Annotated in this window: 18 protein-coding genes; 3 read left to right on the top strand and 15 right to left on the bottom strand. The window is 59.8% G+C overall.

Annotation, left to right across the window (positions count from 1 at the left end; genetic code table 11):
• Positions 1-4: 4 nt before the first annotated feature.
• The 7 genes from aauR to LAB08_RS05115 form a co-directional block, all read right to left on the bottom strand.
• Positions 5-1,333: a two-component response regulator AauR gene (aauR, locus tag LAB08_RS05085; protein ID WP_096513230.1), complete on the bottom strand. Its 1,329-nt coding sequence runs from the start codon at positions 1,331-1,333 to the stop codon at positions 5-7.
• Positions 1,330-3,231: a two-component sensor histidine kinase AauS gene (aauS, locus tag LAB08_RS05090; RefSeq protein ID WP_096513229.1), complete on the bottom strand. Its 1,902-nt coding sequence runs from the start codon at positions 3,229-3,231 to the stop codon at positions 1,330-1,332. Before aauS ends, aauR begins: the two co-directional genes overlap by 4 nt.
• Positions 3,232-3,376: 145 nt before the next feature.
• Positions 3,377-4,111 carry an amino acid ABC transporter ATP-binding protein gene (locus LAB08_RS05095; RefSeq protein ID WP_096513228.1) on the bottom strand — a complete coding sequence of 245 codons (735 nt, stop codon included), beginning with the start codon at positions 4,109-4,111 and terminating at the stop codon, positions 3,377-3,379.
• Complete coding sequence (locus LAB08_RS05100; RefSeq protein WP_096513227.1) at positions 4,108-4,779, bottom strand: amino acid ABC transporter permease; 672 nt, start codon at positions 4,777-4,779, stop codon at positions 4,108-4,110. The genes LAB08_RS05095 and LAB08_RS05100 overlap by 4 nt, the downstream gene beginning before the upstream one ends.
• A complete protein-coding gene (locus LAB08_RS05105; RefSeq protein ID WP_096513226.1) occupies positions 4,779-5,525 on the bottom strand; it encodes an amino acid ABC transporter permease in 747 nt (248 codons plus the stop codon). Before LAB08_RS05105 ends, LAB08_RS05100 begins: the two co-directional genes overlap by 1 nt.
• Positions 5,526-5,716: 191 nt before the next feature.
• Complete coding sequence (locus LAB08_RS05110) at positions 5,717-6,631, bottom strand: glutamate/aspartate ABC transporter substrate-binding protein (RefSeq protein ID WP_096515557.1); 915 nt, start codon at positions 6,629-6,631, stop codon at positions 5,717-5,719.
• A gap of 277 nt (positions 6,632-6,908) precedes the next feature.
• Complete coding sequence (locus LAB08_RS05115) at positions 6,909-8,534, bottom strand: glucan biosynthesis protein D (RefSeq protein ID WP_096513225.1); 1,626 nt, start codon at positions 8,532-8,534, stop codon at positions 6,909-6,911.
• A gap of 414 nt (positions 8,535-8,948) precedes the next feature.
• Between LAB08_RS05115 and LAB08_RS05120 the strand changes: the two genes are divergently transcribed.
• Positions 8,949-9,134 carry a hypothetical protein gene (locus LAB08_RS05120; RefSeq protein WP_096513224.1) on the top strand — a complete coding sequence of 62 codons (186 nt, stop codon included), beginning with the start codon at positions 8,949-8,951 and terminating at the stop codon, positions 9,132-9,134.
• 203 nt (positions 9,135-9,337) lie between these two features.
• Here the strand turns inward: LAB08_RS05120 and LAB08_RS05125 are convergent, their stop codons facing one another.
• The gene (locus LAB08_RS05125; protein ID WP_096513223.1) at positions 9,338-9,850 is read right to left on the bottom strand and encodes a BRO-N domain-containing protein; all 513 of its coding nucleotides are present in this window, start codon (positions 9,848-9,850) and stop codon (positions 9,338-9,340) included.
• A gap of 441 nt (positions 9,851-10,291) precedes the next feature.
• Between LAB08_RS05125 and LAB08_RS05130 the strand changes: the two genes are divergently transcribed.
• On the top strand, positions 10,292-11,545 hold the full coding sequence (locus LAB08_RS05130; RefSeq protein ID WP_096513221.1) for an AAA family ATPase: 1,254 nt from the start codon (positions 10,292-10,294) through the stop codon (positions 11,543-11,545).
• Between the two features lie 2 nt (positions 11,546-11,547).
• Positions 11,548-12,174, top strand: coding sequence for an RloB family protein (locus LAB08_RS05135; protein WP_096513220.1), 627 nt, complete (start codon positions 11,548-11,550; stop codon positions 12,172-12,174).
• Positions 12,175-12,232: 58 nt separating this feature from the next.
• On the opposite strand, the gene LAB08_RS05140 is transcribed toward LAB08_RS05135, so the two are convergent.
• From LAB08_RS05140 to LAB08_RS05170, 7 genes are all read right to left on the bottom strand, one after another.
• The gene (locus tag LAB08_RS05140; protein ID WP_096513219.1) at positions 12,233-13,717 is read right to left on the bottom strand and encodes an APC family permease; all 1,485 of its coding nucleotides are present in this window, start codon (positions 13,715-13,717) and stop codon (positions 12,233-12,235) included.
• A 251-nt stretch (positions 13,718-13,968) separates the two neighbouring features.
• The gene (locus LAB08_RS05145) at positions 13,969-15,393 is read right to left on the bottom strand and encodes a gamma-aminobutyraldehyde dehydrogenase (protein WP_096513218.1); all 1,425 of its coding nucleotides are present in this window, start codon (positions 15,391-15,393) and stop codon (positions 13,969-13,971) included.
• Between the two features lie 181 nt (positions 15,394-15,574).
• Complete coding sequence (locus LAB08_RS05150) at positions 15,575-16,384, bottom strand: ABC transporter permease (RefSeq protein ID WP_096513217.1); 810 nt, start codon at positions 16,382-16,384, stop codon at positions 15,575-15,577.
• Positions 16,374-17,321, bottom strand: a complete 948-nt coding sequence (locus tag LAB08_RS05155; protein WP_096513216.1) for an ABC transporter permease — start codon at positions 17,319-17,321, stop codon at positions 16,374-16,376. Before LAB08_RS05155 ends, LAB08_RS05150 begins: the two co-directional genes overlap by 11 nt.
• A 1-nt stretch (position 17,322) precedes the next feature.
• Entirely contained in the window at positions 17,323-18,360 is a 1,038-nt protein-coding gene (locus LAB08_RS05160) for an ABC transporter ATP-binding protein (protein ID WP_096513215.1), read from the bottom strand.
• A gap of 214 nt (positions 18,361-18,574) precedes the next feature.
• Positions 18,575-19,726, bottom strand: coding sequence for a putative ABC transporter substrate-binding protein YdcS (ydcS, locus tag LAB08_RS05165; protein ID WP_096513214.1), 1,152 nt, complete (start codon positions 19,724-19,726; stop codon positions 18,575-18,577).
• Between the two features lie 83 nt (positions 19,727-19,809).
• Complete coding sequence (locus tag LAB08_RS05170) at positions 19,810-21,297, bottom strand: gamma-aminobutyraldehyde dehydrogenase (protein ID WP_096513213.1); 1,488 nt, start codon at positions 21,295-21,297, stop codon at positions 19,810-19,812.
• Between the last annotated feature and the right edge of the window lie 22 nt (positions 21,298-21,319).

Raw genomic sequence — 21,319 nt, forward strand, 5'->3', positions numbered from 1 at the left:
TCCATCAGTGGTTCAGCCCGTACTTCTTCACTTTGTCGAACAGGGTGGTTTTGGCCATGCCCAGTTCCTGGCTGGCCTGGGTCAGGTTGCCGCCGCTGCGTTGCAGGGCATCGCGCAGCAGATTGCGTTCGAAGGCTTCCACCGCTTCGGCGAAGGCCAGGCCCTGGGTGCTGCCGCCCGCGCCGGGTTTCTTGAACGCCGGAAGACCAAGGGCGAAGCGTTCGGCGACGTTGCGCAATTCGCGCACGTTGCCCGGCCAGTCGTGGCTCATCAGGTGCGACACCGTCTGGTTATCCAGTTCCGGCGCGGCGCGGTCGAAGCGCAGGGAGGACTGCTGCAGGAAGTATTCGAACAGTTGCAGGATGTCTTCGCGGCGTTCGCGCAGCGGCGGCAGTTCCAGGGTCACCACGTTGAGGCGGTAATACAGGTCACTGCGGAACTCGCCGGCCTTGCTCGATTCGTCGAGGTCGGACTTGGTCGCGGCGATCACCCGGCAATCCACCGCCACGCTCTGGTTCGAGCCGAGGCGTTCAAGGGTGCGCTCCTGCAACACTCGTAGCAGTTTGATTTGCAGGGGCAGAGGCATGCTTTCCACTTCGTCGAGGAACAGCGTGCCGCCATCAGCATGCTCGATCTTGCCGATCCGCCGTTTGCCGGCACCGGTGAAGGCGTTGGCTTCGTGGCCGAAGATTTCGCTTTCGAACAGGTTCTCCGGCAGGCCACCGCAGTTCAGCGCCACGAATTGTTTGGTGTGTCGGCGACTGAAGTCATGCAGGCAGCGCGCGACCAGTTCCTTGCCGGTGCCGGTTTCGCCTTCGATCAGCACGTTGGCCGAAGTATCGGCGACGTTGGCAATCAGTTCGCGTAATTTCTGCATGGCCGGCGATCGGCCGATGATCCGGCCCTCGAGGGAATCCCGCTCCGCCAGTTGCCGGCGCAACGACGAGACTTCCCGCGCCAGGCTGCGTTGCTCCAGGGCACGCCGGGCCACGTCCACCAGGCGTTCGGGGGAGAAAGGTTTCTCCATGAAGTCATAGGCGCCTTTCTGCATCGCGCCCACGGCCATGGAAATGTCGCCGTGACCGGTAATCAGCACCACCGGCAAGCTGCGGTCACGGGCCTTGAGCCGGGTCAGCAGTTCCAGGCCATCGATACCCGGCAGGCGAATGTCGCTGATGACGATGCCGGCATAGTTGTCGCCGACACGCTCCAGGGCTTCTTCGGCACTGCCAACGCCGATGCAGGGAATGTCTTCCAGGGTCAGCGCCTGCTGGCAGCCGAGCAGCACATGGGGGTCATCTTCGACGATCAATACACTAAGGTCGTTGTTCATATTGGCTCGGCGGGAGTGGGGCTTACCAACGGTAAACTGAGGACGAATGCGGTACCACCGCTGGCCGGGTGCTCGACACCCAGGTGACCGCCGGTGGCGGCGGCCAGGCTCGCGGAAAGGGTCAGGCCAAGGCCCAGGCCCTGTTCGCCGGGTTTGGTGGTGAAAAAGGGTTCGAACAGGTGTTTGCGCGCTTCGGCGTCGATGCCATGGCCGTTGTCCCGCACCCGCAGGCGGTACTTGCCATCGATCACATCGCCTTCGAGCCACAATGCTGGCTGCGGTTGCGCCTGCATCGCATCGAGGGCGTTACCGATGAGGTTGACCAGGATCTGCTCCAGGCGAGTCTGGTCGATCTGCACCTGCACCGATTCGAAATGGCGGTGCAGTTGCAAATGGGCGTTTTCTACCCGTGCGCCGAGCAACTGCAAGGCCGCGTCCACGGCTTTGCCGAGACAGGCCTGGCCCTTGTCGTCACCGCGCCGGGCGAAGGAGCGCAGGCTGGCGGTGATCCGGCCCATGCGGTCGATCAATTCGTTGATGGTCTTGAGGTTGGTGCTGGCCACGTCGAGTTGCCCGCGCTCGAGAAAGCGCACGGTATTACCGGACAGGGTGCGCAGCGCGGCCAGCGGCTGGTTCAATTCGTGGGCGATGCTGGTGGACATCTGGCCGATGGCCGCGAGCTTTCCGGCCTGCACCAGTTCATCCTGAGCGCGGCGCAAGGTCTCTTCGGCGTGACGCCGTTCGCGGATCTGGCCCTTGAGCCGTTCGTTGCTGGCGCGCAGGTCGACGGTGCGTTCGGTAATCCGACGCTCCAGTTGATTGTTGGCTTCCTGCAAGGCTTCCCGGGCCGCGAGGCGAGTGGCGATCACTTTGCGCCGCTCGTTCCAGGCAATCAGCAGGAACGCCACGAGGGCGAATGCCACCGCCACCAGGATGCCCTGATTGATCGCTTCCCGGCGCAGGTCCTGCAACGGCGTGAGCAGGGTGAAATTCCACGGCGTATCGCTCAAGGGCCGGGTTTGCGACAGATAGCTGATGTTTTCTTCGTCGGAAACCAGCTCACTGTTGGCCGGAAAAGTCAGCTTTTCCACACCCTCGGACAGGGTTTCCCGGGCCAGCGGTTGCAGTTCGTTGAGTGGGAACCAGTAGTACTGAAGGCTGCGGGCGAGTTTTTCCTTGGTCTCGTCGCTCAGGGGAATCACGGACTTCAAGCGCCGCGCCGGATCGCTGGACAGAATGATGATGCCGTTTTCGTCGCTGACGAAGGCTTCCAGGCGCGCGCGCTGCCAGCGTTCTTCCATGGCTTCGAGGCGCACCTTGACCACGGCGACGCCGATGATCTTGCCGTGTTCTTCCAGGCCATGGGCCAGGTAGTAACCAGGTTCGCCGTTGGTGCTGCCGATGCCATAGAAGCGCCCCGGCTGGCCACGCACGGCGTTCTGGAAATAGGCGCGGAAGGACAGGTCTTCACCCAGGTAACTGTCGACATCGCGCCAGTTGCTGGTGGCCATGACCCGACCGGTGGTGTCCATCACGTAAATGGCCCGACTGCGGCTGCGCCGGTTCAGGCCTTCGAGGTAATCGTTGACCGTTTGCCGGTGTTCCGGGGTCGGGTCGGCCAGCAGTGTCGAAACACTGGTTTCGAGTTCCAGCAGGCTGGGCAGGTAGGTGTATTTGCTGATTTCGCTTTCGACGGCGCGGGCGTGCAGTTCCAGCTGGCGCTGGCCGTTTTCGCTGAGGCTGCGGATGCCGTAGTGCTCACTGACCCAGAAGCCGATATAACCCAGCCCGATCATCAGGGCGATGATCAGGGGCGGCAGGAACAGATGGCGAATCAGACGGGGTTTCACGGCGAGTGATGGCGACGTGGCGCGATAGAGATTGGGGTCGCATTTCATCACAGATGCCTTGGGTCAACCACAACACAAATCTTCAGACCTCTGCCGGCCCCTGTAGGCGCCGGCTTGCTGGCGAAGCAGGCGACACGGTGTGTCTGACAGATTGCTTTCGCTGGCAAGCCAGCTCCTACAGGGGCGGCTGGTATCAGTGCTGCAGAATCTTGTTGAGGAAGTGCTGAGTGCGGTCGGCGCGATGGCTGATGTCACCGAAGAACTCTTCTTTCTTGCAGTCTTCGATGATTTTGCCGGCATCCATGAAAATCACGCGGTCGGCCACTTTACGGGCGAAGCCCATTTCGTGGGTGACGCACATCATGGTCATGCCTTCGTGAGCCAGCTGCACCATCACGTCCAGCACTTCGTTGACCATTTCCGGGTCCAGCGCCGAGGTCGGTTCGTCGAACAGCATGACGATCGGGTCCATCGCCAGCGCACGGGCAATCGCCACACGCTGCTGCTGGCCACCGGACAGTTGGCCAGGGTGCTTGTGGGCGTGGGCCGAGAGGCCGACGCGCTCCAGCAATTGCAGGCCTTTCTTGGTGGCTTCGGCCTTGCTGCGCCCCAGCACCTTGATCTGCGCGATGGTCAGGTTTTCGGTGATGGTCAGGTGCGGGAACAGTTCGAAATGCTGGAACACCATGCCCACGCGCGAGCGCAGCTTGGGCAGGTTGGTCTTCGGATCGGCGATGGACGTGCCGTCGACCACGATGTCACCTTTCTGGAACGGTTCCAGGGCGTTGACGCATTTGATCAGGGTCGACTTGCCGGAACCGGACGGCCCGCACACCACGATCACTTCGCCTTTTTTGACCTCGGTGCTGCAATCAGTCAGCACCTGGAAGTCCCCATACCACTTGTTGATGTTTTTGATAGAGATCATACGGCGAACCTTTTTTGCAGACGCTTGACCAGCTGCGAGGCGGCAAAGCTGATGATGAAGTACACGAGACCTGCGAAGACCAGGAACTCATTGGAGCGGCCAATGATGTCGCCACTGGCGCGCGAAGCATTGAGGAAATCCACCAGGCCGACGGCGTAGACCAGCGAGGTGTCCTGAAACAGAATTATGCTCTGTTGCAGCAACAGCGGGGTCATCTTGCGAAACGCCTGCGGCAGGATGATCAGGCGCATCATCTGCCCGTAGGACATGCCCAGCGCCTGCGCGGCACCCATCTGGCCCTTGGGGATCGACTGCACGCCGGCCCGGACGATTTCGCAGAAGTACGCCGCTTCGAACATCATGAACGCCACGATGCACGAGGTGAACGCACCGATCGGGGTGTCTTCGCCGGTGATCCAGCGCAGCACGAATGGCACCGCCAGGTAGAACCAGGTGATGACCAGCAGCAACGGAATCGAACGGAAATAGTTAACGTAGGCGCCGGCGAGGTTCGACAGCAGTTTGCTGTGGGACAGACGGCACAGCGCCAGGATGGTGCCGAGAATGATCCCGCCGGTCACGCCCAGGGCCATCAGCTTGAGGGTCATGACCATGCCGTTCCACAAGCCCGGCAGGGACGGGATGATGCCCGAGAAGTCGAATTCCATCATTTACCCCCTACGGAAATCAGGCCCGGTACGGCGACTTTTTTCTCGACCATGCGCATCAGCAGCATCAGGCTCATGTTCAGGGTGAAGTAGATCAGCGTGGCCAGGGTGAACGCTTCGAACAGGTTGGCGGAGAACTCGGCGGTCTGTTTGGTCTGCGCGAGCAACTCCATCAGTCCGATCAACGAGGCCACGGACGAGTTCTTGAAAACGTTGAGAAACTCCGAGGTAAGCGGCGGAATGATGATCCGGTACGCCTGGGGCAGCAGCACGTTCCAGTAGATCTGCGGCAGCTTGAAGCCCATGGCGCGGGCAGCGGATTCCTGGCCTTTGGGCAGCGCCTGAATACCGGTACGCACTTGTTCGCAAACGCGGGCGGTGGTGAACAGGCCCAGGCACACGACAACGCTGAGGAAGGCCGAGGTGGTCGGGTTCAGGTCCTGCTTGTACCACTCTTGCAGATCCGGCGGCAGCAGGTCGGGCACCAGGAAGTACCAGATGAACAGCTGAACCAGCAGCGGCACGTTACGGAAGAGTTCGACGTAGCAGGTGGCGATACCCGATACGATGCGGTTCGGCACGGTGCGCATGACACCCAGGATCGAGCCCAGTGTCAGGGCGATGATCCAGGCCGCGACGGCAATGCCAATGGTCCAGCCCAGACCGGAGATGAACCAGTCGAGATACGTCTCGCTGCCCACGCCGGTGGACTTGAAGAACACGCCCCAGTCCCAGTTGTAATTCATTAGGGTCTCCCCTCAGATCAATCGATGTACAAGTACCCGCTTGGGGAAGCTCCGTTCCCGCCTGACCTCGAAGATCAGGCACACGCGATCGGCTCGACAGCCACCGGTTCGAGTGTTTCCAGAAATGCCAGCAGGGAGTGACTATCTCCTGAAAGGGCAGGGCCCCGTCAGGAGATAAGGTTAGTCAGAAATCAGGACTTCTTGTCGTCAGCCGCTTTATCGGTCGGTTTGGCGATCAGGGCCTTGAGCTCGTCGCTCATCGGGAAGTTCAGGTTCAGGCCTTTTGGCGGGATTGGCTGCATGAACCATTTGTCGTAGATCTTGTTGATCTCGCCCGATGCGTAGGTGGCCTTGATGGCGTCATCCACAGCCTTTTTGAACGGCTCGTCGCCTTTGCGCACCATGCAACCATAGATTTCATAGGACTGAGGGGTACCGGTCACAGCCCAGTCTTTCGCGTTCTTGGCCTTGGCTGCTTCACCCGCCAGCAGGGCGTCGTCCATCATGAAGGCAACGGCACGGCCGGTTTCCAGCATCTGGAAGGACTCACCATGGTCCTTGGCGGAGATGACGTTCATGCCCATCTGCTTGTCGGCATTCATCGACTTCAGGATGCGCTCGGACGTGGTGCCAGCGGTGGTCACGACGTTTTTACCGGCCAGATCCGGGAAGTCCTTGTACTTGGAGTCTGCCTTGGTCAGCAGGCGAGTACCGATTTCGAAGATGCCGACGGAGAAGTCAACCTGCTGCTGACGCTCGACGTTGTTGGTGGTGGAACCGCACTCCAGGTCCACGGTGCCGTTCTGCACCAGCGGGATACGGGTTTGCGAGGTCACCAGGTTGTACTTGACCTGGAGGTTCGGCATGTCCAGGTCTTTTTTCAGGGCTTCGACGACTTTCAGCTGGATGTCGTGGGAGTAGCCGACCGGCTTGCCGGAAGCGTCCGCGATGTAGGAAAACGGAATGGAAGCGTCACGGTGCCCGAGGGTGATGACGCCGGACTCTTTGATTTTCTTCAGGGTGCCGGTGAGTTCGGCGGCGAAAACTGGCGTGCTGATCAGAGCGGCAGCAATGGCTGCGCCCAGGATATGGGGAACGATGCGCATCAAATTTTCCTCGACATTGTTTTTTTTATGGAGCCAGTTCATCGGCCCTTTTGTGCTTCGAATGCCTGACGGCTCCTGAAGTGTTGGCGCAACAGGCATTCGTCGAAGAAGTGTAGAGCATGACCCGTGCCAGGCCAGGCTGAATGAATCAAAGTATTGATTTATAAGGAGATTAAATATTTTAGACGGGTTTTTTAGCGCTAAATGATCCGGTTATCCGAACCGACCGGCAGGTCGCGTTCGGAAAACCGAATGGGAGTTGGGGCGCAACCCTGGCTCAGGTGTATTTGCGCTTGTCCGGTGCCGGCGGGAAATACTGGTACAACCAGGTTTCACTCAGCGTGCGTTCATTGGTCCGGATGAACAGACGCAATTCGACCGGATCTACACTGTCGTTGGTCGGGTACCAGTCGAACAGGATCCGATAGCCCTTGATGTCATCGAGCACCAGCACGCTGAAATCCTTCACCTGCCCGTTCGAGCACGTCACCACCGGTTCGATGCCGGCACCCTCGGGCAGGCGATCCAGACCGCCGCCGGTGAAATCCACGGCGAAGCGACGGGCCCAGACTTCCGGGTAGTGCTCGCCCGGTGCCCAGCCTTCGGTGAAACCGCCCATTCCGGAACGGGTCGCATGGACCCGCGCCAGCGGTGTGCCGACCGGCGGCAGTGCGCTCCAGTACAGTTTGTAGCCGTAGTTCAGCGAGTCGCCGGCCGCCACCGGTTTCTTCGGTGTCCAGAACGCGACGATGTTATCGAGGGTCTCGCCGGTCGTAGGGATTTCCAGCAGATCAACGGAGCCTTCGCCCCACGCCGTTGTAGGTTCGACCCATAGGCTCGGGCGTCGGCTGTACCAATCGACGGTGTCCTGATAATTGGCAAATTCGTGGTCGGTCTGCACCAGGCCGAAACCCTTCGGATCCGTGTCGGCGAAGGCGTTGAATTGCAGGGTCGCGGGGTTATTCAGCGGGCGGCAGATCCACTCGCCGTTGCCACGCCACATGGCCAGGCGGTCGGAGTCGTGGATTTGTGGGTGAATGGTGTCGCACATCCGACGTTCGTGTTTGCCGCAGCTGAACATGCTGGTCATCGGCGCGATGCCCAGTTGTTCGATGGCGGTGCGCGCGTTCACGTGGGCATCGACCTCCATCACCACGCGCTCGGCCTGGCAATCGATGTCAAAACGATAGGCACCGGTGGCACTCGGGGAGTCGAGCAAGGCGTAGACCACGAAGCGGGTGCTGTCCTTGTCCGGGGTTTCGAACCAGAACTTGGTGAAATCGGGGAATTCCTCGCGCTTCTTGGCGTAGGTGTCGATCGCCAGGCCGCGGGCCGACAAGCCGTACTGGCCGGTGGCGTCCACCGCGCGGAAGTAGCTGGCGCCGAGGAAGGACACCACGTCGTGCTTGTCCAGCTCCGGCGCCTTGAACAGCTTGAAGCCGGAAAACCCCAGGTCGCCGGTGAGCTGTTGGGTGTCGACAGTGGTTTTTTCATAGTTGAACAGCGACGGGCGGAAATGCACCTCGCGGGCCATGCGCGTCTTGGGATCGACGCTGTACATGCGCACCGGCTGCTTGAACCCCATGCCGACGTGGAAAAACTGCACATCCAGTTGACCCTTGTTTTCTTTCCACAACGAATGATCGCCGTCGTAGCGAATCGCGTTGAAATTCTGCGGGGTCATGGTCGCCAGGGTGGGCGGCAACACTTGCTTGGTGTCCTGATAGCGATTGCTGGCGAGCTGTTTGGCCTGGATTTTCAAGGCTTCGAAGTCGAAGGGCTGGGCTTCGCCATCGGCGGTCCCGGGAGCGGCCCAGGCACGAGCAGCGAGCAGGCCGGTGGCGGACAAGCCGGTGTAGGCAGCGATGGCCATGGAGGCTTTGAGCAAATTCCTGCGGTGCATAAGTACAACCTGTCGTGAACAATCCCGCGCCGTTCCTGGCACGTGCTGGATCAGAAATAACGGTTCGGACATGCCTTCGGCCAAACGCATCGGTCTTTAAACAGATGCCCGATAGCATAAACCGTTCGATGCAAGCGCAAAATTGATTGATGGCATTGCGATGGCGGGCGAGTGAAACAAGACATGTCGGGAAACATTTCCGACAGGGACTTCTGATTTAGAGGGCATTTCTGCTTTTTTCGACTAATTACTCTAAAAACCGCTTTTCAGCGCCGGGAATATTTCTATTCTGTGCTCATGACCGGTTTATGCCCTTCGGGCCGGTGCGGTTCCGTTGGTACAAGGCGCTGCTGAAAAAGGAATAGGGCGATGCGGTTACTGAAGTTTTCTTTGACGTAGAGAAGGACATCGTCCATGTCGAAAGTACAAGGCATCACCGAAATGTTGGGAATCTTTCCGTGCCTATCCAGTGGCCGGCGAAGACGTCGTCTCAATTCCGAGGAAATGAAGCTGGTGGAGCGCTATCGCGAACTGTCGGAGAGTGACCGGATAGCCATGAGGTGTCTGGTGGATGCGATGAGGAGTGTTTCGCGGTTCTGATGGGACCTGGCTACCGTGAAAGCCACTTGGCTTTTACAGTGGCCAGGCTGGTCAAGAGAACGAACTATTCGAATGTGGTCCTTTGTAGGAGCGAGCCTGCTCGCGATGGTCGTCAACGATGACGCGTACTTTCTGGCTGTACGCGGCGTTCTTGAGTCCATCGCGAGCAGGCTCGCTCCTACAGGAGGGCCGGATTTATCTCTTTAGTTGCCAGTGCCAACAACTGAGAACGGTCGCTGTACCTGCATCAAATCAGGCATGTCCCGCCATTTGATCCACGCGTGATGCTGGTAATGCAGCAACGGCACCGTGATACCGGCCCAATTCAGCGAACTCAGGCTCGGCAGGTTTTCCAACGGCGCTGTCTGCGCATTTCGCAACATCGGAACAACCTCATGACTCAACCATTGCCTCAAATTGCGGTTTTCCGGGATGAAGTGGTGAACCAGCAATGCGTATACCCCCGATTCACTGACCATCAGCGATTCGAGGGTTTTGCCGTTTTTCAACAGCCAGACATGGCGACGCTGATCGGGATCGAGCTTTTGGATGAGCCGTTCGTTCAGCGGTGTGCCCATCAGGCGGCCTAGATCCTGGACGCAGAACCAGGCTTGATGGTCTTGCATGAAGGCGTGGAGGAAGCGGTTGTGGCGGCTGAAGGCGGTGGGGGTGAAGCAGGTATGAGTGTCTGACGGATTTGATGCGAGCTTGTGCATATTTCGACTCCATGTTGAAAAAGGAGCCGCCACTAATCCTTCGACAGATTTGGGTGGCGGACCGTGTGGCGTTCGAAGTCGGGACATTCTCGTTCAACATGGAAGCCATGAGAGGCCCGCGCCACACGGCCCACCATAGAGTGAAACTGAAAGGCAAAAAAATGCCCCAGTTCCTATGGGGGCGCGGATGCGCCATGTTGATGAGTTACCGGCTTCGACTCCGGATCGCTGATTTGGCAGCGACGGGACAAAGCCTATCGGTCAGGCGCTCGCGGCGCCAAGTCTACTCCGGCGACGCTTGTCGTAGGAATGAGAGTCTTCGTTGGAAGGCATGATCTGTAGGAATTTCCTGTTTTTGCACGGCGCGCAGTCAAACGACACCCAAGCCGCCGTTTTTCCTTTATCTATTCGAAACCAAGGAATGAACTGCAGGTTTTCTCCATGCTGATCGAATTTTCAGTTTCCAATTACCGCTCTTTCCGTGACAGGCAAACCCTGTCCATGGCGGCGACTCCTCGTCTGAGCAAGACGCGCAACCTATTCAAATCTTCTACGAACTCCGAGAAGCTGCCAGACCTACTGAAGGTGGCGGCGATTTACGGCCCGAACGCCTCCGGCAAGTCTTCGTTGATCCGGGCGATGGGAATAGTCGGCCGCTTGTTGGCCACGACTTCAGGTTCGAATGGCGAACCACTGCCGGTTTCGCCCTTTCGATTTGATCGCGCATTGAAGGATGAACCCAGTGTTTTTGAGTACAACTTCATTCAAGCGGGGCTGCGATATCGGTTTGTGCTCGGGTTGACGGGGCAACGGATTGTTAAAGAACAACTGGTCGTCTACCCGAGAGGGAAAGAAACGCTCCTTTATGATCGCCTCTTCGACGCTGAAGGCGAACACTATGTCTTTGGCAAAACGCTGGAGGGTGGCGAAGAGGTGCATTGTGCGTGGCGGCGTTTGACGAGCCCGAAAATGCTATTTCTCGCGCAAGCCGTGACCAACAGCAGTGAAGAGTTGCGCCAGTTGCGAACGCCATTCAGCTGGTTTCAAACTGGCTTTCTCGTCGTCGAGCAGAACAACATGATGGGGTTATCCACGGCATCGATCAGGTTTCTTCAGATGGTGTCTGACCACACACATGATCTTCGTGATTTTCTTAATGCGTTGGATATTCCGGTATCTGCCATTGCGCTCAGTTCTGACGAGTCTGCTTCGATTCAGAGCAATAAGAAACTCACTCTGAAAGACTTCTTTGCCGCGGCTCAGAAGGACAAATTGACGCTGACGCACTCGAGTGTTTCCGGCGATGCGGATTTCGATTTTTCCGAAGAGTCGTGCGGGACGAAGAACCTGATTGGCTTCTGGTTGCCCTGGTTCATGATGAATCAGGCAGGTGGCAGCGGAGTCCTTTGTGTCGATGAGCTGGACAGTAGCCTGCATCCGGAAATCGTTGCTGATTTGATTGGTAAGCATTTGGATAGTGGGCTGGATACCCAGTTGATATTTACCACCCACGATACGCATCTCATGAACGAAAAGATTTTGCGTCGCGATCAGTTCTGGATTACTGAGCGCGATGCTCATGGCGCCACGAACCTCTTTTCCATTCATGACTTTGCAGGTCGGGAGAGTGAGGATGTAGAGAAACGCTACTTTGAAGGCCGCTATCGCGGATTTCCGTTGCTAAGGCAGGGATGAGTATGGCGAGTTCGAACAAGTCCTTTGATCGCAAGGCATCACGATTCAAGCCTCAGCCTAAAGTGCTGGTGCTTTGCGAGGACAGCAAGTCAGGGAAGCGATATCTGGAAGAGGCCGCGCGTCATTTTCGTGCCAGGGCACAAGTTGAAATTGTTCACTGCGGAGTAACGCACCCGAGCGGTATCGTTGAGCGAGCCGTCATCCGGCAAAAAGGCTTCGACAAAGTGTTTTGTGTTCTGGATCGTGATACGCACCTCTGCTTTCAGCGTGCGATGAACGTTGCCAAGTCCCATCCAAAGATCAGGGTCATTGCGTCGTATCCCTGCTTTGAGTTTTGGCTTCTTTTGCACTTCGGTTTCAATCGAAAGCCTTTCAGAGCTGTCGGGAAGTATTCGCCAGGTGATCTGGTGGTCAGGAGCCTGAGAAAGAAGCCCAACATGGATCAGTACGACAAGGGCGAAGAGAGCAGCTATTTTGCTCAACTGTTGGGTGAGCCGTTTCTGAAGGCGAGAACGTTGGCACCAAAGATTCTTGAGGACGTCGCCATCAGTGGCGAGCCTAACCCTAGTACCGAAATCCATTTGTTAATGGATGAATTCGAAATCCTCGCCAAACCGCAACCCATATAACGTCATCAACCTTGCCCGCATCTCTGCAGGCAAGGTGCCCTAACGAAAGGCGAAAACGTTACCGACTAACCTTCCACGCATCCCCGGCAGGCGCCGTGCCATGGTCATACGGCTTGCCAATCCACATGTAGATCAGGCCCAAACCAATCACGATGGCAGTGCTCAACACCATGGCGTAGTTGATGTACCACGCCGCATCCGGCGTACGCGGCCAGGCCATGTTGATGATGGCGCCGATGCCGTAGGCCAGCGCGCCGATGTTGACCAGCCAGCCCCAGGCACCGAGGGTGAATTTGCCGCTCGGTTTCCAGCCTTTCATGCGTGCGTACAGCGCGCCGAGCACGATCATCTGGAACGCCAGGTAGATGCCGATGGCGGCGAAGCTGACGATGGTGGCGACCGCGTCCTGCAGGAAGAAGCCGAGGATGATGATCAGCGCCGGCAGGACACCGGACACAAACAGTGCGGCAACCGGAACCTGGGTCGCAGGAGAAATCTTTTTCAGCAGTCGGCTGCCGATGACCATTTCATCCCGTGCGTAGGAGTACAGCAGACGGCTCGCCGCCGCTTGCAGGCTGATGACGCAGGAGATGAAGGAAATCATCACCACGCCCATCACCACTTTCGAGCCCACCGGGCCGAAGGCGTTGTTGAGGATGGTCGTGACCGGGTCCTTGTCGGTGCCGTTGATCACTGCTTGCATGTCCGGCACGGCGAGGATCAGGGCCAGGCAGGCGAACATCGCCGCGATGCCGCCGATGTAGATGGTCATGCGCATGGCCACCGGGATTTTCTTGCTCGGGTTCGGGGTTTCTTCGGCCACGTCGCCGCAGGCCTCGAAGCCGTAGTACAGGAACATCCCCGCCAGCGAGGCGGTGAGGAAAGCCGGCAGGTACGAGCCGTCGACGCTGATGTCGAAGGTGTTGAACAGCACACTGATCGGCTGATGGCGCTCGAAAACCAGCAGGTAAACGCCGACGATCACCGCACCCACCAGTTCGCAGAGGAAGCCGAACATGGCGATGCGTGCCAGCACCTTGGTGCCGCTGAGGTTGACCAGGGTGGCGAACAGCGTCAGCACCAGGGCGATGACGATGTTGGTGTTGTTGCTCGGTTCAAAACCCAGCATCGCCGCGAGGTAAGGACCGGCACCGACCGCCACGGCGGCGATGGTCACGCACAGGGCGATGGAGTAGATCCAGCCGACCATCCACGCCCAGCGCTTGCCCACCAAACGACGGGCCCATGGGTAGACGCCACCGGAAATCGGGAATTGCGAAACCACTTCACCGAAGATCAGGCACACCAGCAACTGGCCGCAACCGACCAGCAGATAGGCCCAGAACATCGGTGGCCCGCCAGCGGCGAGACACAGCCCGAAGAGGGTATAAACCCCTACGACCGGGGAAAGATAAGTGAAGCCCAGGGCGAAGTTTTCCCACAGGCTCATGCTGCGATTGAAGTTGGAGGTGTACCCCAGTTTGCGTAGTTGCTCGGCATCGCTGTCGGCAATGGCAACAGAGAGATCGGGTGATGCACTCATATGTATTTGCTCCGGAAAATCGGCAGATTTCGGATGTCCGACACCGTGACGGGGCCTTGGGGGCGCCGCCCGGATCGGTGGTTATTGTTGTGTTTGAAACCTGGTGGTGCGTAATGCCGGTTTCGACCTTGAAACCGTAGTGACTCCATCGCGGGCAAGCCTTGCTCCCACAGGTTTTGTGGCGCACCCCAGTGATGTGAACGACACAAAACCTGTGGGAGCAAAGCTTGCTCGCGATGCTTTTAAAGCGGTTAGTGCTTGAACATCACATGCCGAACGACGGTGTAGTCCTCCAACCCGTACATCGACATGTCCTTCCCGTACCCGGACAGTTTCTGACCGCCATGGGGCATTTCGCTGACCAGCATGAAGTGGGTGTTGACCCAGGTGCAGCCATACTGCAATCGGGCCGACAGGCGATGGGCGCGGCCGACATCGGCAGTCCACACGGACGAGGCCAGGCCGTAGTCCGAATCGTTGGCCCAGCCCAGTACCTGAGCTTCATCGGTGAATTGGGTCACCGACACCACCGGCCCGAACACTTCGCGGCGGACGATTTCGTCATCCTGTCGGGCGTCTGCCAACACTGTCGGCTCGAAGAAGAAACCGTTGCCTTCCACGGCTTTGCCACCCGTGATCAGGCGGATGTGCGGCTGGGCCACGGCGCGCTCGACGAAGCCGGCCACGCGGTCGCGGTGTTGCGCCGTGATCAGCGGGCCGAGCTCGGTGGACGGATCATCCTGCAAGCCGTACTTGATGCTGCTGACCGCAGCGCCGAGTTTCTCGACGAACTTCTCGTAGATGCCTGCTTGCGCATAGACACGGCAGGCGGCGGTGCAGTCCTGGCCGGCGTTGTAGAAGCCGAAGGTACGGATGCCTTCGACGGCGGCGTCGATGTCCGCGTCGTCGAAGATGATCACCGGGGCCTTGCCGCCCAGTTCCATGTGCATGCGTTTGACGCTGTCGGCGGTGCTGGAAATGATGTTCGAACCGGTGGCGATCGAGCCGGTCAGCGACACCATGCGCACTTTCGGGTGAGTGACCAGCGGACTGCCAACCGTAGGGCCACGGCCGAACACCAGGTTGAGCACGCCGGCCGGGAAAATCTCCGACGCCAGTTGCGCCAGGCGCAGGGCCGTCAGCGGCGTTTGTTCCGATGGCTTGAGTACCACGGTATTGCCAGCGGCGAGGGCCGGGGCGATTTTCCAGGCGACCATCATCAGCGGGTAGTTCCACGGCGCGATGGACGCGATCACGCCCACCGGGTCGCGGCGGATCATCGAGGTGTGGCCGGGCAGGTATTCGCCACCGGCCGAACCGCTCATGCAGCGGCTGGCGCCGGCGAAGAAGCGGAACACGTCGGCAATCGCCGGGATTTCATCGTTCAGCGCGGCGCTGTAGGGCTTGCCGCAATTGTCCGATTCCAGCTTGGCCAGCTCTTCGCCATGGGCTTCGATGGCGTCGGCGAGTTTGAGCAGCAACAACGAGCGTTCTTTGGGCGGAGTGTGCGACCAGCTGTCGAACGCGGCATCGGCGGCGCGCACGGCGGCATCGACCTGGGCTTCGCTGGCTTCATTGATTTCCACCAGCACGCGGCCCAGCGCCGGGTTGAACACCGGTTGGGCGGGGCCTTCGCCGTCGAGCAGTTGGCCGTTGATCAAGAGTTGGGTTTGCATGACATCGTCCTCTTCAGAACTGTTGTTATTTCCCCCCTGAGGGAACCGGGTCCCTGTGGGAGCAAGGCTTGCCCGCGATGAGGCCATCACATTCAACATGGATGTCGACTGACACACCGCCATCGCGGGCAAGCCTTGCTCCCACAGGATTCGGTTCCTTCAGTGGGTATTGAGTTGTTCGTTATTTCCCGCCACTCCCCGCCACGCTTTCACCGCCACGGGTCAGGTAATAGGCGCCGAGAATCGGCAGCATGGTCACGATCATCACCAGCATCGCGACGACGTTGGTCACCGGCACGTCCCGAGGGCGGCTGAGCTGGTTGAGCAGCCACAGCGGCAGGGTGCGTTCATGGCCGGCGGTGAAGGTGGTGACGATGATTTCGTCGAACGACAGCGCGAACGCGAGCATGCCGCCAGCCAGTAACGCCGAGGCGAGGTTCGGCATGATGATGTAACGGAAGGTCTGCCAGCCGTCGGCGCCCAGGTCCATCGACGCCTCGATCAGGCTGTGGGAGGTGCGGCGCAGCCGGGCGATGACGTTGTTGTAGACGATCACCACGCAGAAGGTCGCGTGGCCGACGATGATGGTGAACATCCCCGGCTCGATGCCCAGCGTCTTGAAGGTCGCCAGCAGCGCGATCCCGGTGATGATGCCCGGGAGGGCGATCGGCAGGATCAGCATCAGCGAGATGCCTTGCTTGCCGAAGAAATCACGCCGGTACAGCGCCGCCGAGGCCAGGGTGCCAAGGACCAGCGCGATCAACGTGGCAATCGAAGCGATCTGCAGCGACAGCTTGATCGCTTCCAGCACGTCCGGCCGCGAGAACGCCACGCTGATCCACTTCAGGGTGAAGCCCTTGGGCGGAAAGCTGAATGCCGCGTCTTCGGTGTTGAAGGCGTACATGAAGATGATCAGGATCGGGAAGTGCAGGAACACCAACCCGCCCCAGGCCGCGATTTTAAGGCCTAAAGAAGCTTTCTCAGAGTGCATCGAAGGCCCCCAGTCGTTTGACAATGGACAGGTAAATGGCGATCAGCACGATCGGCACCAGCGTGAAAGCCGCGGCCATCGGCATGTTGCCGATCGCACCTTGCTGGGCATACACCATGCTGCCCACGAAGTAGCCCGGCGGACCCACCAGTTGCGGCACGATGAAGTCGCCCAGGGTCAGCGAGAAGGTGAAGATGGAGCCGGCGGCAATGCCCGGCACCGACAGCGGCAGGATCACCTGCATGAAAGTCTGGCTCGGTCTGGCGCCGAGGTCGGCCGAGGCTTGCAGCAGCGACGGCGGCAGGCGTTCCAGCGAGGCCTGGATCGGCAGGATCATGAACGGCAGCCAGATGTAGACGAACACCATGAAACGCCCCAAATGCGAGGTCGACAAGGTACTGCCGCCCACGCCCGGGATCTCCAGCACGAGCTGCAACAGTGACTCCAGCCCCAGGTGCTGGACGAACCACTGCGCCACGCCACCCTTGGCCAGCAGCAGTGTCCAGGCATAGGCCTTGACGATGTAGCTGGCCCACATCGGCATCATCACTGCGATGTAGAAAAACGCCTTGGTCTTGCCGGTGGTGTAGCGCGCCATGTAGTAGGCAATGGGGAACGCGACGATGGCACTGGCGATGGACACGACAATCGCCATGCTCAGGGTGCGCAGGATGATGTCGAAGTTCGACGACTGGAACAGCGCGGCGAAATTCGCCAGGGTCAGCTCGGGCGTGACCGTCATGGTGAAGTCGTCGAAGGTGTAGAAACCTTGCCACAACAACGTCAACAGCGAGCCCAGGTAGATCGCACCGAACCACAGCAGTGGCGGCACCAGCAGCATCGACAGGTACAGGTTCGGCCGGCGATACAACAGGTTGGAAAACCTGCGCAGCGGCGAGCCGCCGGCCGGGGTTTGAGAGATAGCCAAGGTGCTCATTTCACACCCCGCTCACAAGGGTGTCGTGCAACGGAATCATGGCTTCCCGGGCCCAGCGCGCGCTCATGCGTTGCCCGGTCTGGTGCTGGGCGCTGGTATCGAGCCATTGATTGTTGGCCTGGCTGATGTTCAGGGTCTGGCCGTTTTCCAGCTTCAACTCATAACGGGTGGCGCTGCCCTGGTACTGGATGTCGTGCAGCAGGCCGCTGACTTCGATTTCATGGCTGGCCAGCGGGCCCTCAGCAAAACGCACGTGTTCCGGGCGAATCGAAAAGGGTTGTGGATTGCCGCTCAACTGCTTCGCCAGGTCGCCGCGAATCACGTTGGAGGTGCCGACGAATTCGGCGACGAAGGTGGTTGCCGGTTTCATGTACAGGTTGCGCGGTGAATCGACCTGTTCGATGCGTCCCTTGTTGAACACGGCGACGCGATCGGACATCGACAGCGCTTCGGTCTGGTCGTGGGTGACGAAAATGAAGGTGATGCCGAGCTGGCGTTGCAGCTTCTTCAATTCGCCTTGCATCTGCTCGCGCAGTTTCAGGTCCAGCGCGCCCAGGGGTTCGTCGAGCAGCAGCACCCGCGGGCGATTGACCAGGGCACGGGCCAGGGCCACACGCTGGCGCTGGCCGCCGGAGAGCTGGACCGGCTTGCGCTCGCCATAGCCGCCGAGGGCAACCATGTCGAGGGCTTCCTCGGCGCGTTTCAAGCGTTCGGCTTTGCCGACGCCTTTGACTTTCAAGCCGTAGGCAACGTTGTCGCGAACGTTCATGTGCGGGAACAGCGCGTAATCCTGGAATACCGTGTTCACGTCACGCTGATACGGCGGCAGCCCGGCGGCTTCCTCGCCATGAATGCGGATCGAACCCGCGCTCGGCTGTTCGAAACCGGCGATCAGGCGCAGACAAGTGGTTTTGCCCGAGCCGGAAGGCCCCAGCATGGAGAAAAACTCGCCGTCCTGGATGTCGATGGAAACCCGGTCAACGGCTTTCACTTCGCCGAACTGACGGGAAACGTTGGTGAACTGGACTGCAAGCGTCATGGTGCGGTGCTCCAAAAAGGCGAAGGCCGTCGCAGCGGCCCTGCCTGGACTTCTGAAAAACGGGTATCTGTCGTCTCTAAGCCGAGCACGTCAGTGGCTGCGGCGGTGATCAACTGTGGGAGCGAGCCTGCTCGCGAAGGCGGTGTGTCAGCCACCATCAACATTGAGTGTGATGGCCTCTTCGCGAGCAGGCTCGCTCCCACAAGGGCCAGGCTTAGCGGCCGCCCATGATCGCGATGTAATCCTGGGTCCAGCGGCTGTACGGCACGAACTTGCCGCCTTCGGCCTGCGGGGTTTTCCAGAAGGCGATCTTGTCGAAGTTGTCGAAACCGTTGGTCTTGCAGCCTTCGGCGCCAAGCAATTCGCTCTCTTTGCATGCCGCCGGAACCGCCGGCAGCGAACCGAACCACGCTGCTACGTCACCCTGGACTTTCGGTTGCAGCGACCAGTCCATCCACTTGTAGGCGCAGTTCGGGTGTTTGGCATCGGTGTGCATCATGGTGGTGTCGGCCCAACCGGTGGCGCCTTCTTTCGGGATGGTCGAGGCGATCGGCTGTTTATCCGTCACCAGTCCGTTGACCTGATAGGGCCAGGAGCTGCCTGCGACCACACCTTCGTTCTTGAAGTCGCTCATTTGCACGGTGGTGTCGTGCCAGTAGCGGTGGATCAGCGGCTGTTGGGCGCGCAACAGGTCGAGCACGGCCTTGTACTGGGCTTCAGTCAGTTCATAGGGGTTCTGGATGCCCAGTTCCGGCTTTGCGGTTTTCAGGTACAGCGCCGCGTCGGCGATGTAGATCGGGCCGTCATAGGCCTGCACGCGGCCCTTGTTCGATTTGCCGTCCGGCAGGTCTTGTGCGTTGAACAACACGCCCCAACTGGTCGGCGGGGTCTTGAACACATTGGTGTTGTACATCAGCACGTTCGGGCCCCACTGATACGGGGTGCCGTAGGTCTGTTTGTTGACTACGTACCACGGGCCATCCTTGAGGCGTGGGTCGAGGTTCTTCCAGTTCGGGATCAGCGCGGTGTTGATCGGCTGCACACGCTTGCCGACAATCAGGCGCAGGGAGGCATCGCCGGATGCCGTGACCAGATCGTAACCACCCTTGGCCATCAGACTGACCATCTCATCGGAGGTGGCTGCAGTTTTCACATTGACCTTGCAGCCGGTTTCCTTCTCGAAACCGGTCACCCAGTCGTAGGCCTTGTCGCTTTCGCCACGTTCGATGTAGCCGGGCCAGGCCACGATATCCAGTTGCCCTTCGCCGGCACCGACGGCCTTCAGCGGCTCGGCGGCCTGGACACTGGCACTGGCCAGCAGCGCTGTGGTGATTGCACTGAGCAGTGCGGTCTTGTGCACGAACATGGGGTTTCCCTCTTCTTTAAATTATGGTCGGGGCAGTTTTGAACGTGGTGAAGCATGCCGTTGACGGCTTCTTATTAGCGTAGTCAGAGATGCTGTCCGTGGCGCGCCATGATGTGGCGCACCACGCTGTAATCCTGGAGCGAGTCGCTGGACAGGTCCTTGCCGTAGCCTGAACGCTTGAGGCCACCGTGGGGCATTTCGCTGACCAGCATGAAATGGCTGTTGATCCAGGTGCAGCCGTACTGCAACCGCGCGGCGACCTGCATCGCCTTGTCCAGGTTCTGGGTCCAGACCGAGGACGCCAGGCCGTATTCCGAGTCGTTGGCCCAGTCCACCGCTTGCTCCAGGTCATCGAAACGGGTCACGGTCACCACCGGCCCGAACACTTCGCGCTGGACGATTTCGTCGCTCTGTTTGCAACCGGCCAGCAGCGTCGGCTGGTAGAAGAAGCCTGCGCCGGAATGCACTGCTGCGCCGGTCACCCGTTCGATGTGCGGTTGGCCGAGGGCGCGTTCGACGAAACTGGCCACGCGGTCGCGCTGGCGGGTGCTGATCAGCGGGCCGATTTCATTGTCGGCATCGCGCTTGCCGGCGAAGCGCAGACTGCTCACCGCAGCGCCGAGTTCGGCCACCAGACGGTCGTGAATACCGGCCTGGGCATACACCCGGCAGGCCGCCGTGCAATCCTGGCCAGCGTTGTAGTAGCCGTAGGTGCGCACGCCTTCGACCACGGCCTGGATGTCGGCATCGTTGCAGACGATCACCGGAGCTTTGCCGCCCAGTTCAAGATGGGTGCGCTTGAGGGTTTTGGCGGCGGCCTGAAGGATTTTCTGGCCGGTGACGATATCGCCGGTCAGCGACACCATGCGTACTTTGGGATGGCTGACCAGGTGGCTGCCGACCCCTTCGCCGCCACCGCAGACAATGTTGATCACGCCGCGCGGGAGGATCTCGGCCAGTGCCGGCGCCAAGGCCAGGATCGACAACGGTGTGTGCTCCGATGGCTTGAACACCAGGGTGTTGCCGGCAGCCAGGGCCGGGGCGATTTTCCACGCGGCCATCATGATCGGGTAGTTCCAGGGCGCAATCGATGCCACCACGCCAATCGGATCGCGGCGCACCATGCTGGTGTAGCCCGGCAGGTATTCGCCGCTGAGCTGGCCAGTCTGGCAACGCACGGCGCCGGCGAAGAAACGGAACACATCGACGGTGGCGCTCAGGTCGTCCTGACGAGCCAGGTGCAACGGCTTGCCGCAGTTCAGGGCTTCGAGGCGGGCGAGCAAGTCGGCGTTTTTTTCGATGGCGTTGGCGATGTCCAGCAGCAGGTTCGAGCGTTGCTGCGGCGTGGTTCGCGACCAACTGCCGAAGGCGCGGTGAGCGGCGAGGATGGCGGCTTCGACTTGTTCGCTGCTGGCTTCGGCGATCTGCGTCAGCACTTCGCCGGTGGCCGGGTTGAGAATGGGTTCGACAAAACCCTGGCCCGCGACCAATTCGCCATCGATCAACAACGCGGTGAACAGCGGGGTCTGCGCGCCAGCCATTTTTCGGGTTCTCTTTTCTTGTGTGGCCATGCTGCTCCCTGTGACTGGGGGC

This window comes from Pseudomonas izuensis (genome assembly GCF_002356535.2).
Taxonomy (GTDB): Bacteria; Pseudomonadota; Gammaproteobacteria; order Pseudomonadales; family Pseudomonadaceae; genus Aquipseudomonas; species Aquipseudomonas izuensis.

What these genes read in the sequence shown, in the direction of transcription:
- LAB08_RS05115 (WP_096513225.1), bottom strand. Translation starts at nt 8,534, where the DNA reads ATGCACCGCAGGAATTTGCTCAAAGCCTCCATGGCCATCGCTGCCTAC.
- LAB08_RS05145 (WP_096513218.1), bottom strand. Translation starts at nt 15,393, where the DNA reads ATGCAAACCCAACTCTTGATCAACGGCCAACTGCTCGACGGCGAAGGC.
- aauS (WP_096513229.1), bottom strand. Translation starts at nt 3,231, where the DNA reads ATGAAATGCGACCCCAATCTCTATCGCGCCACGTCGCCATCACTCGCC.
- LAB08_RS05105 (WP_096513226.1), bottom strand. Translation starts at nt 5,525, where the DNA reads ATGAATTACAACTGGGACTGGGGCGTGTTCTTCAAGTCCACCGGCGTG.
- ydcS (WP_096513214.1), bottom strand. Translation starts at nt 19,726, where the DNA reads ATGTTCGTGCACAAGACCGCACTGCTCAGTGCAATCACCACAGCGCTG.
- LAB08_RS05140 (WP_096513219.1), bottom strand. Translation starts at nt 13,717, where the DNA reads ATGAGTGCATCACCCGATCTCTCTGTTGCCATTGCCGACAGCGATGCC.
- LAB08_RS05160 (WP_096513215.1), bottom strand. Translation starts at nt 18,360, where the DNA reads ATGACGCTTGCAGTCCAGTTCACCAACGTTTCCCGTCAGTTCGGCGAA.
- LAB08_RS05100 (WP_096513227.1), bottom strand. Translation starts at nt 4,779, where the DNA reads ATGGAATTCGACTTCTCGGGCATCATCCCGTCCCTGCCGGGCTTGTGG.
- aauR (WP_096513230.1), bottom strand. Translation starts at nt 1,333, where the DNA reads ATGAACAACGACCTTAGTGTATTGATCGTCGAAGATGACCCCCATGTG.
- LAB08_RS05135 (WP_096513220.1), top strand. Translation starts at nt 11,548, where the DNA reads ATGGCGAGTTCGAACAAGTCCTTTGATCGCAAGGCATCACGATTCAAG.
- LAB08_RS05095 (WP_096513228.1), bottom strand. Translation starts at nt 4,111, where the DNA reads ATGATCTCTATCAAAAACATCAACAAGTGGTATGGGGACTTCCAGGTG.
- LAB08_RS05170 (WP_096513213.1), bottom strand. Translation starts at nt 21,297, where the DNA reads ATGGCCACACAAGAAAAGAGAACCCGAAAAATGGCTGGCGCGCAGACC.
- LAB08_RS05130 (WP_096513221.1), top strand. Translation starts at nt 10,292, where the DNA reads ATGCTGATCGAATTTTCAGTTTCCAATTACCGCTCTTTCCGTGACAGG.
- LAB08_RS05125 (WP_096513223.1), bottom strand. Translation starts at nt 9,850, where the DNA reads ATGCACAAGCTCGCATCAAATCCGTCAGACACTCATACCTGCTTCACC.
- LAB08_RS05155 (WP_096513216.1), bottom strand. Translation starts at nt 17,321, where the DNA reads ATGAGCACCTTGGCTATCTCTCAAACCCCGGCCGGCGGCTCGCCGCTG.
- LAB08_RS05110 (WP_096515557.1), bottom strand. Translation starts at nt 6,631, where the DNA reads ATGCGCATCGTTCCCCATATCCTGGGCGCAGCCATTGCTGCCGCTCTG.
- LAB08_RS05120 (WP_096513224.1), top strand. Translation starts at nt 8,949, where the DNA reads ATGTCGAAAGTACAAGGCATCACCGAAATGTTGGGAATCTTTCCGTGC.
- LAB08_RS05150 (WP_096513217.1), bottom strand. Translation starts at nt 16,384, where the DNA reads ATGCACTCTGAGAAAGCTTCTTTAGGCCTTAAAATCGCGGCCTGGGGC.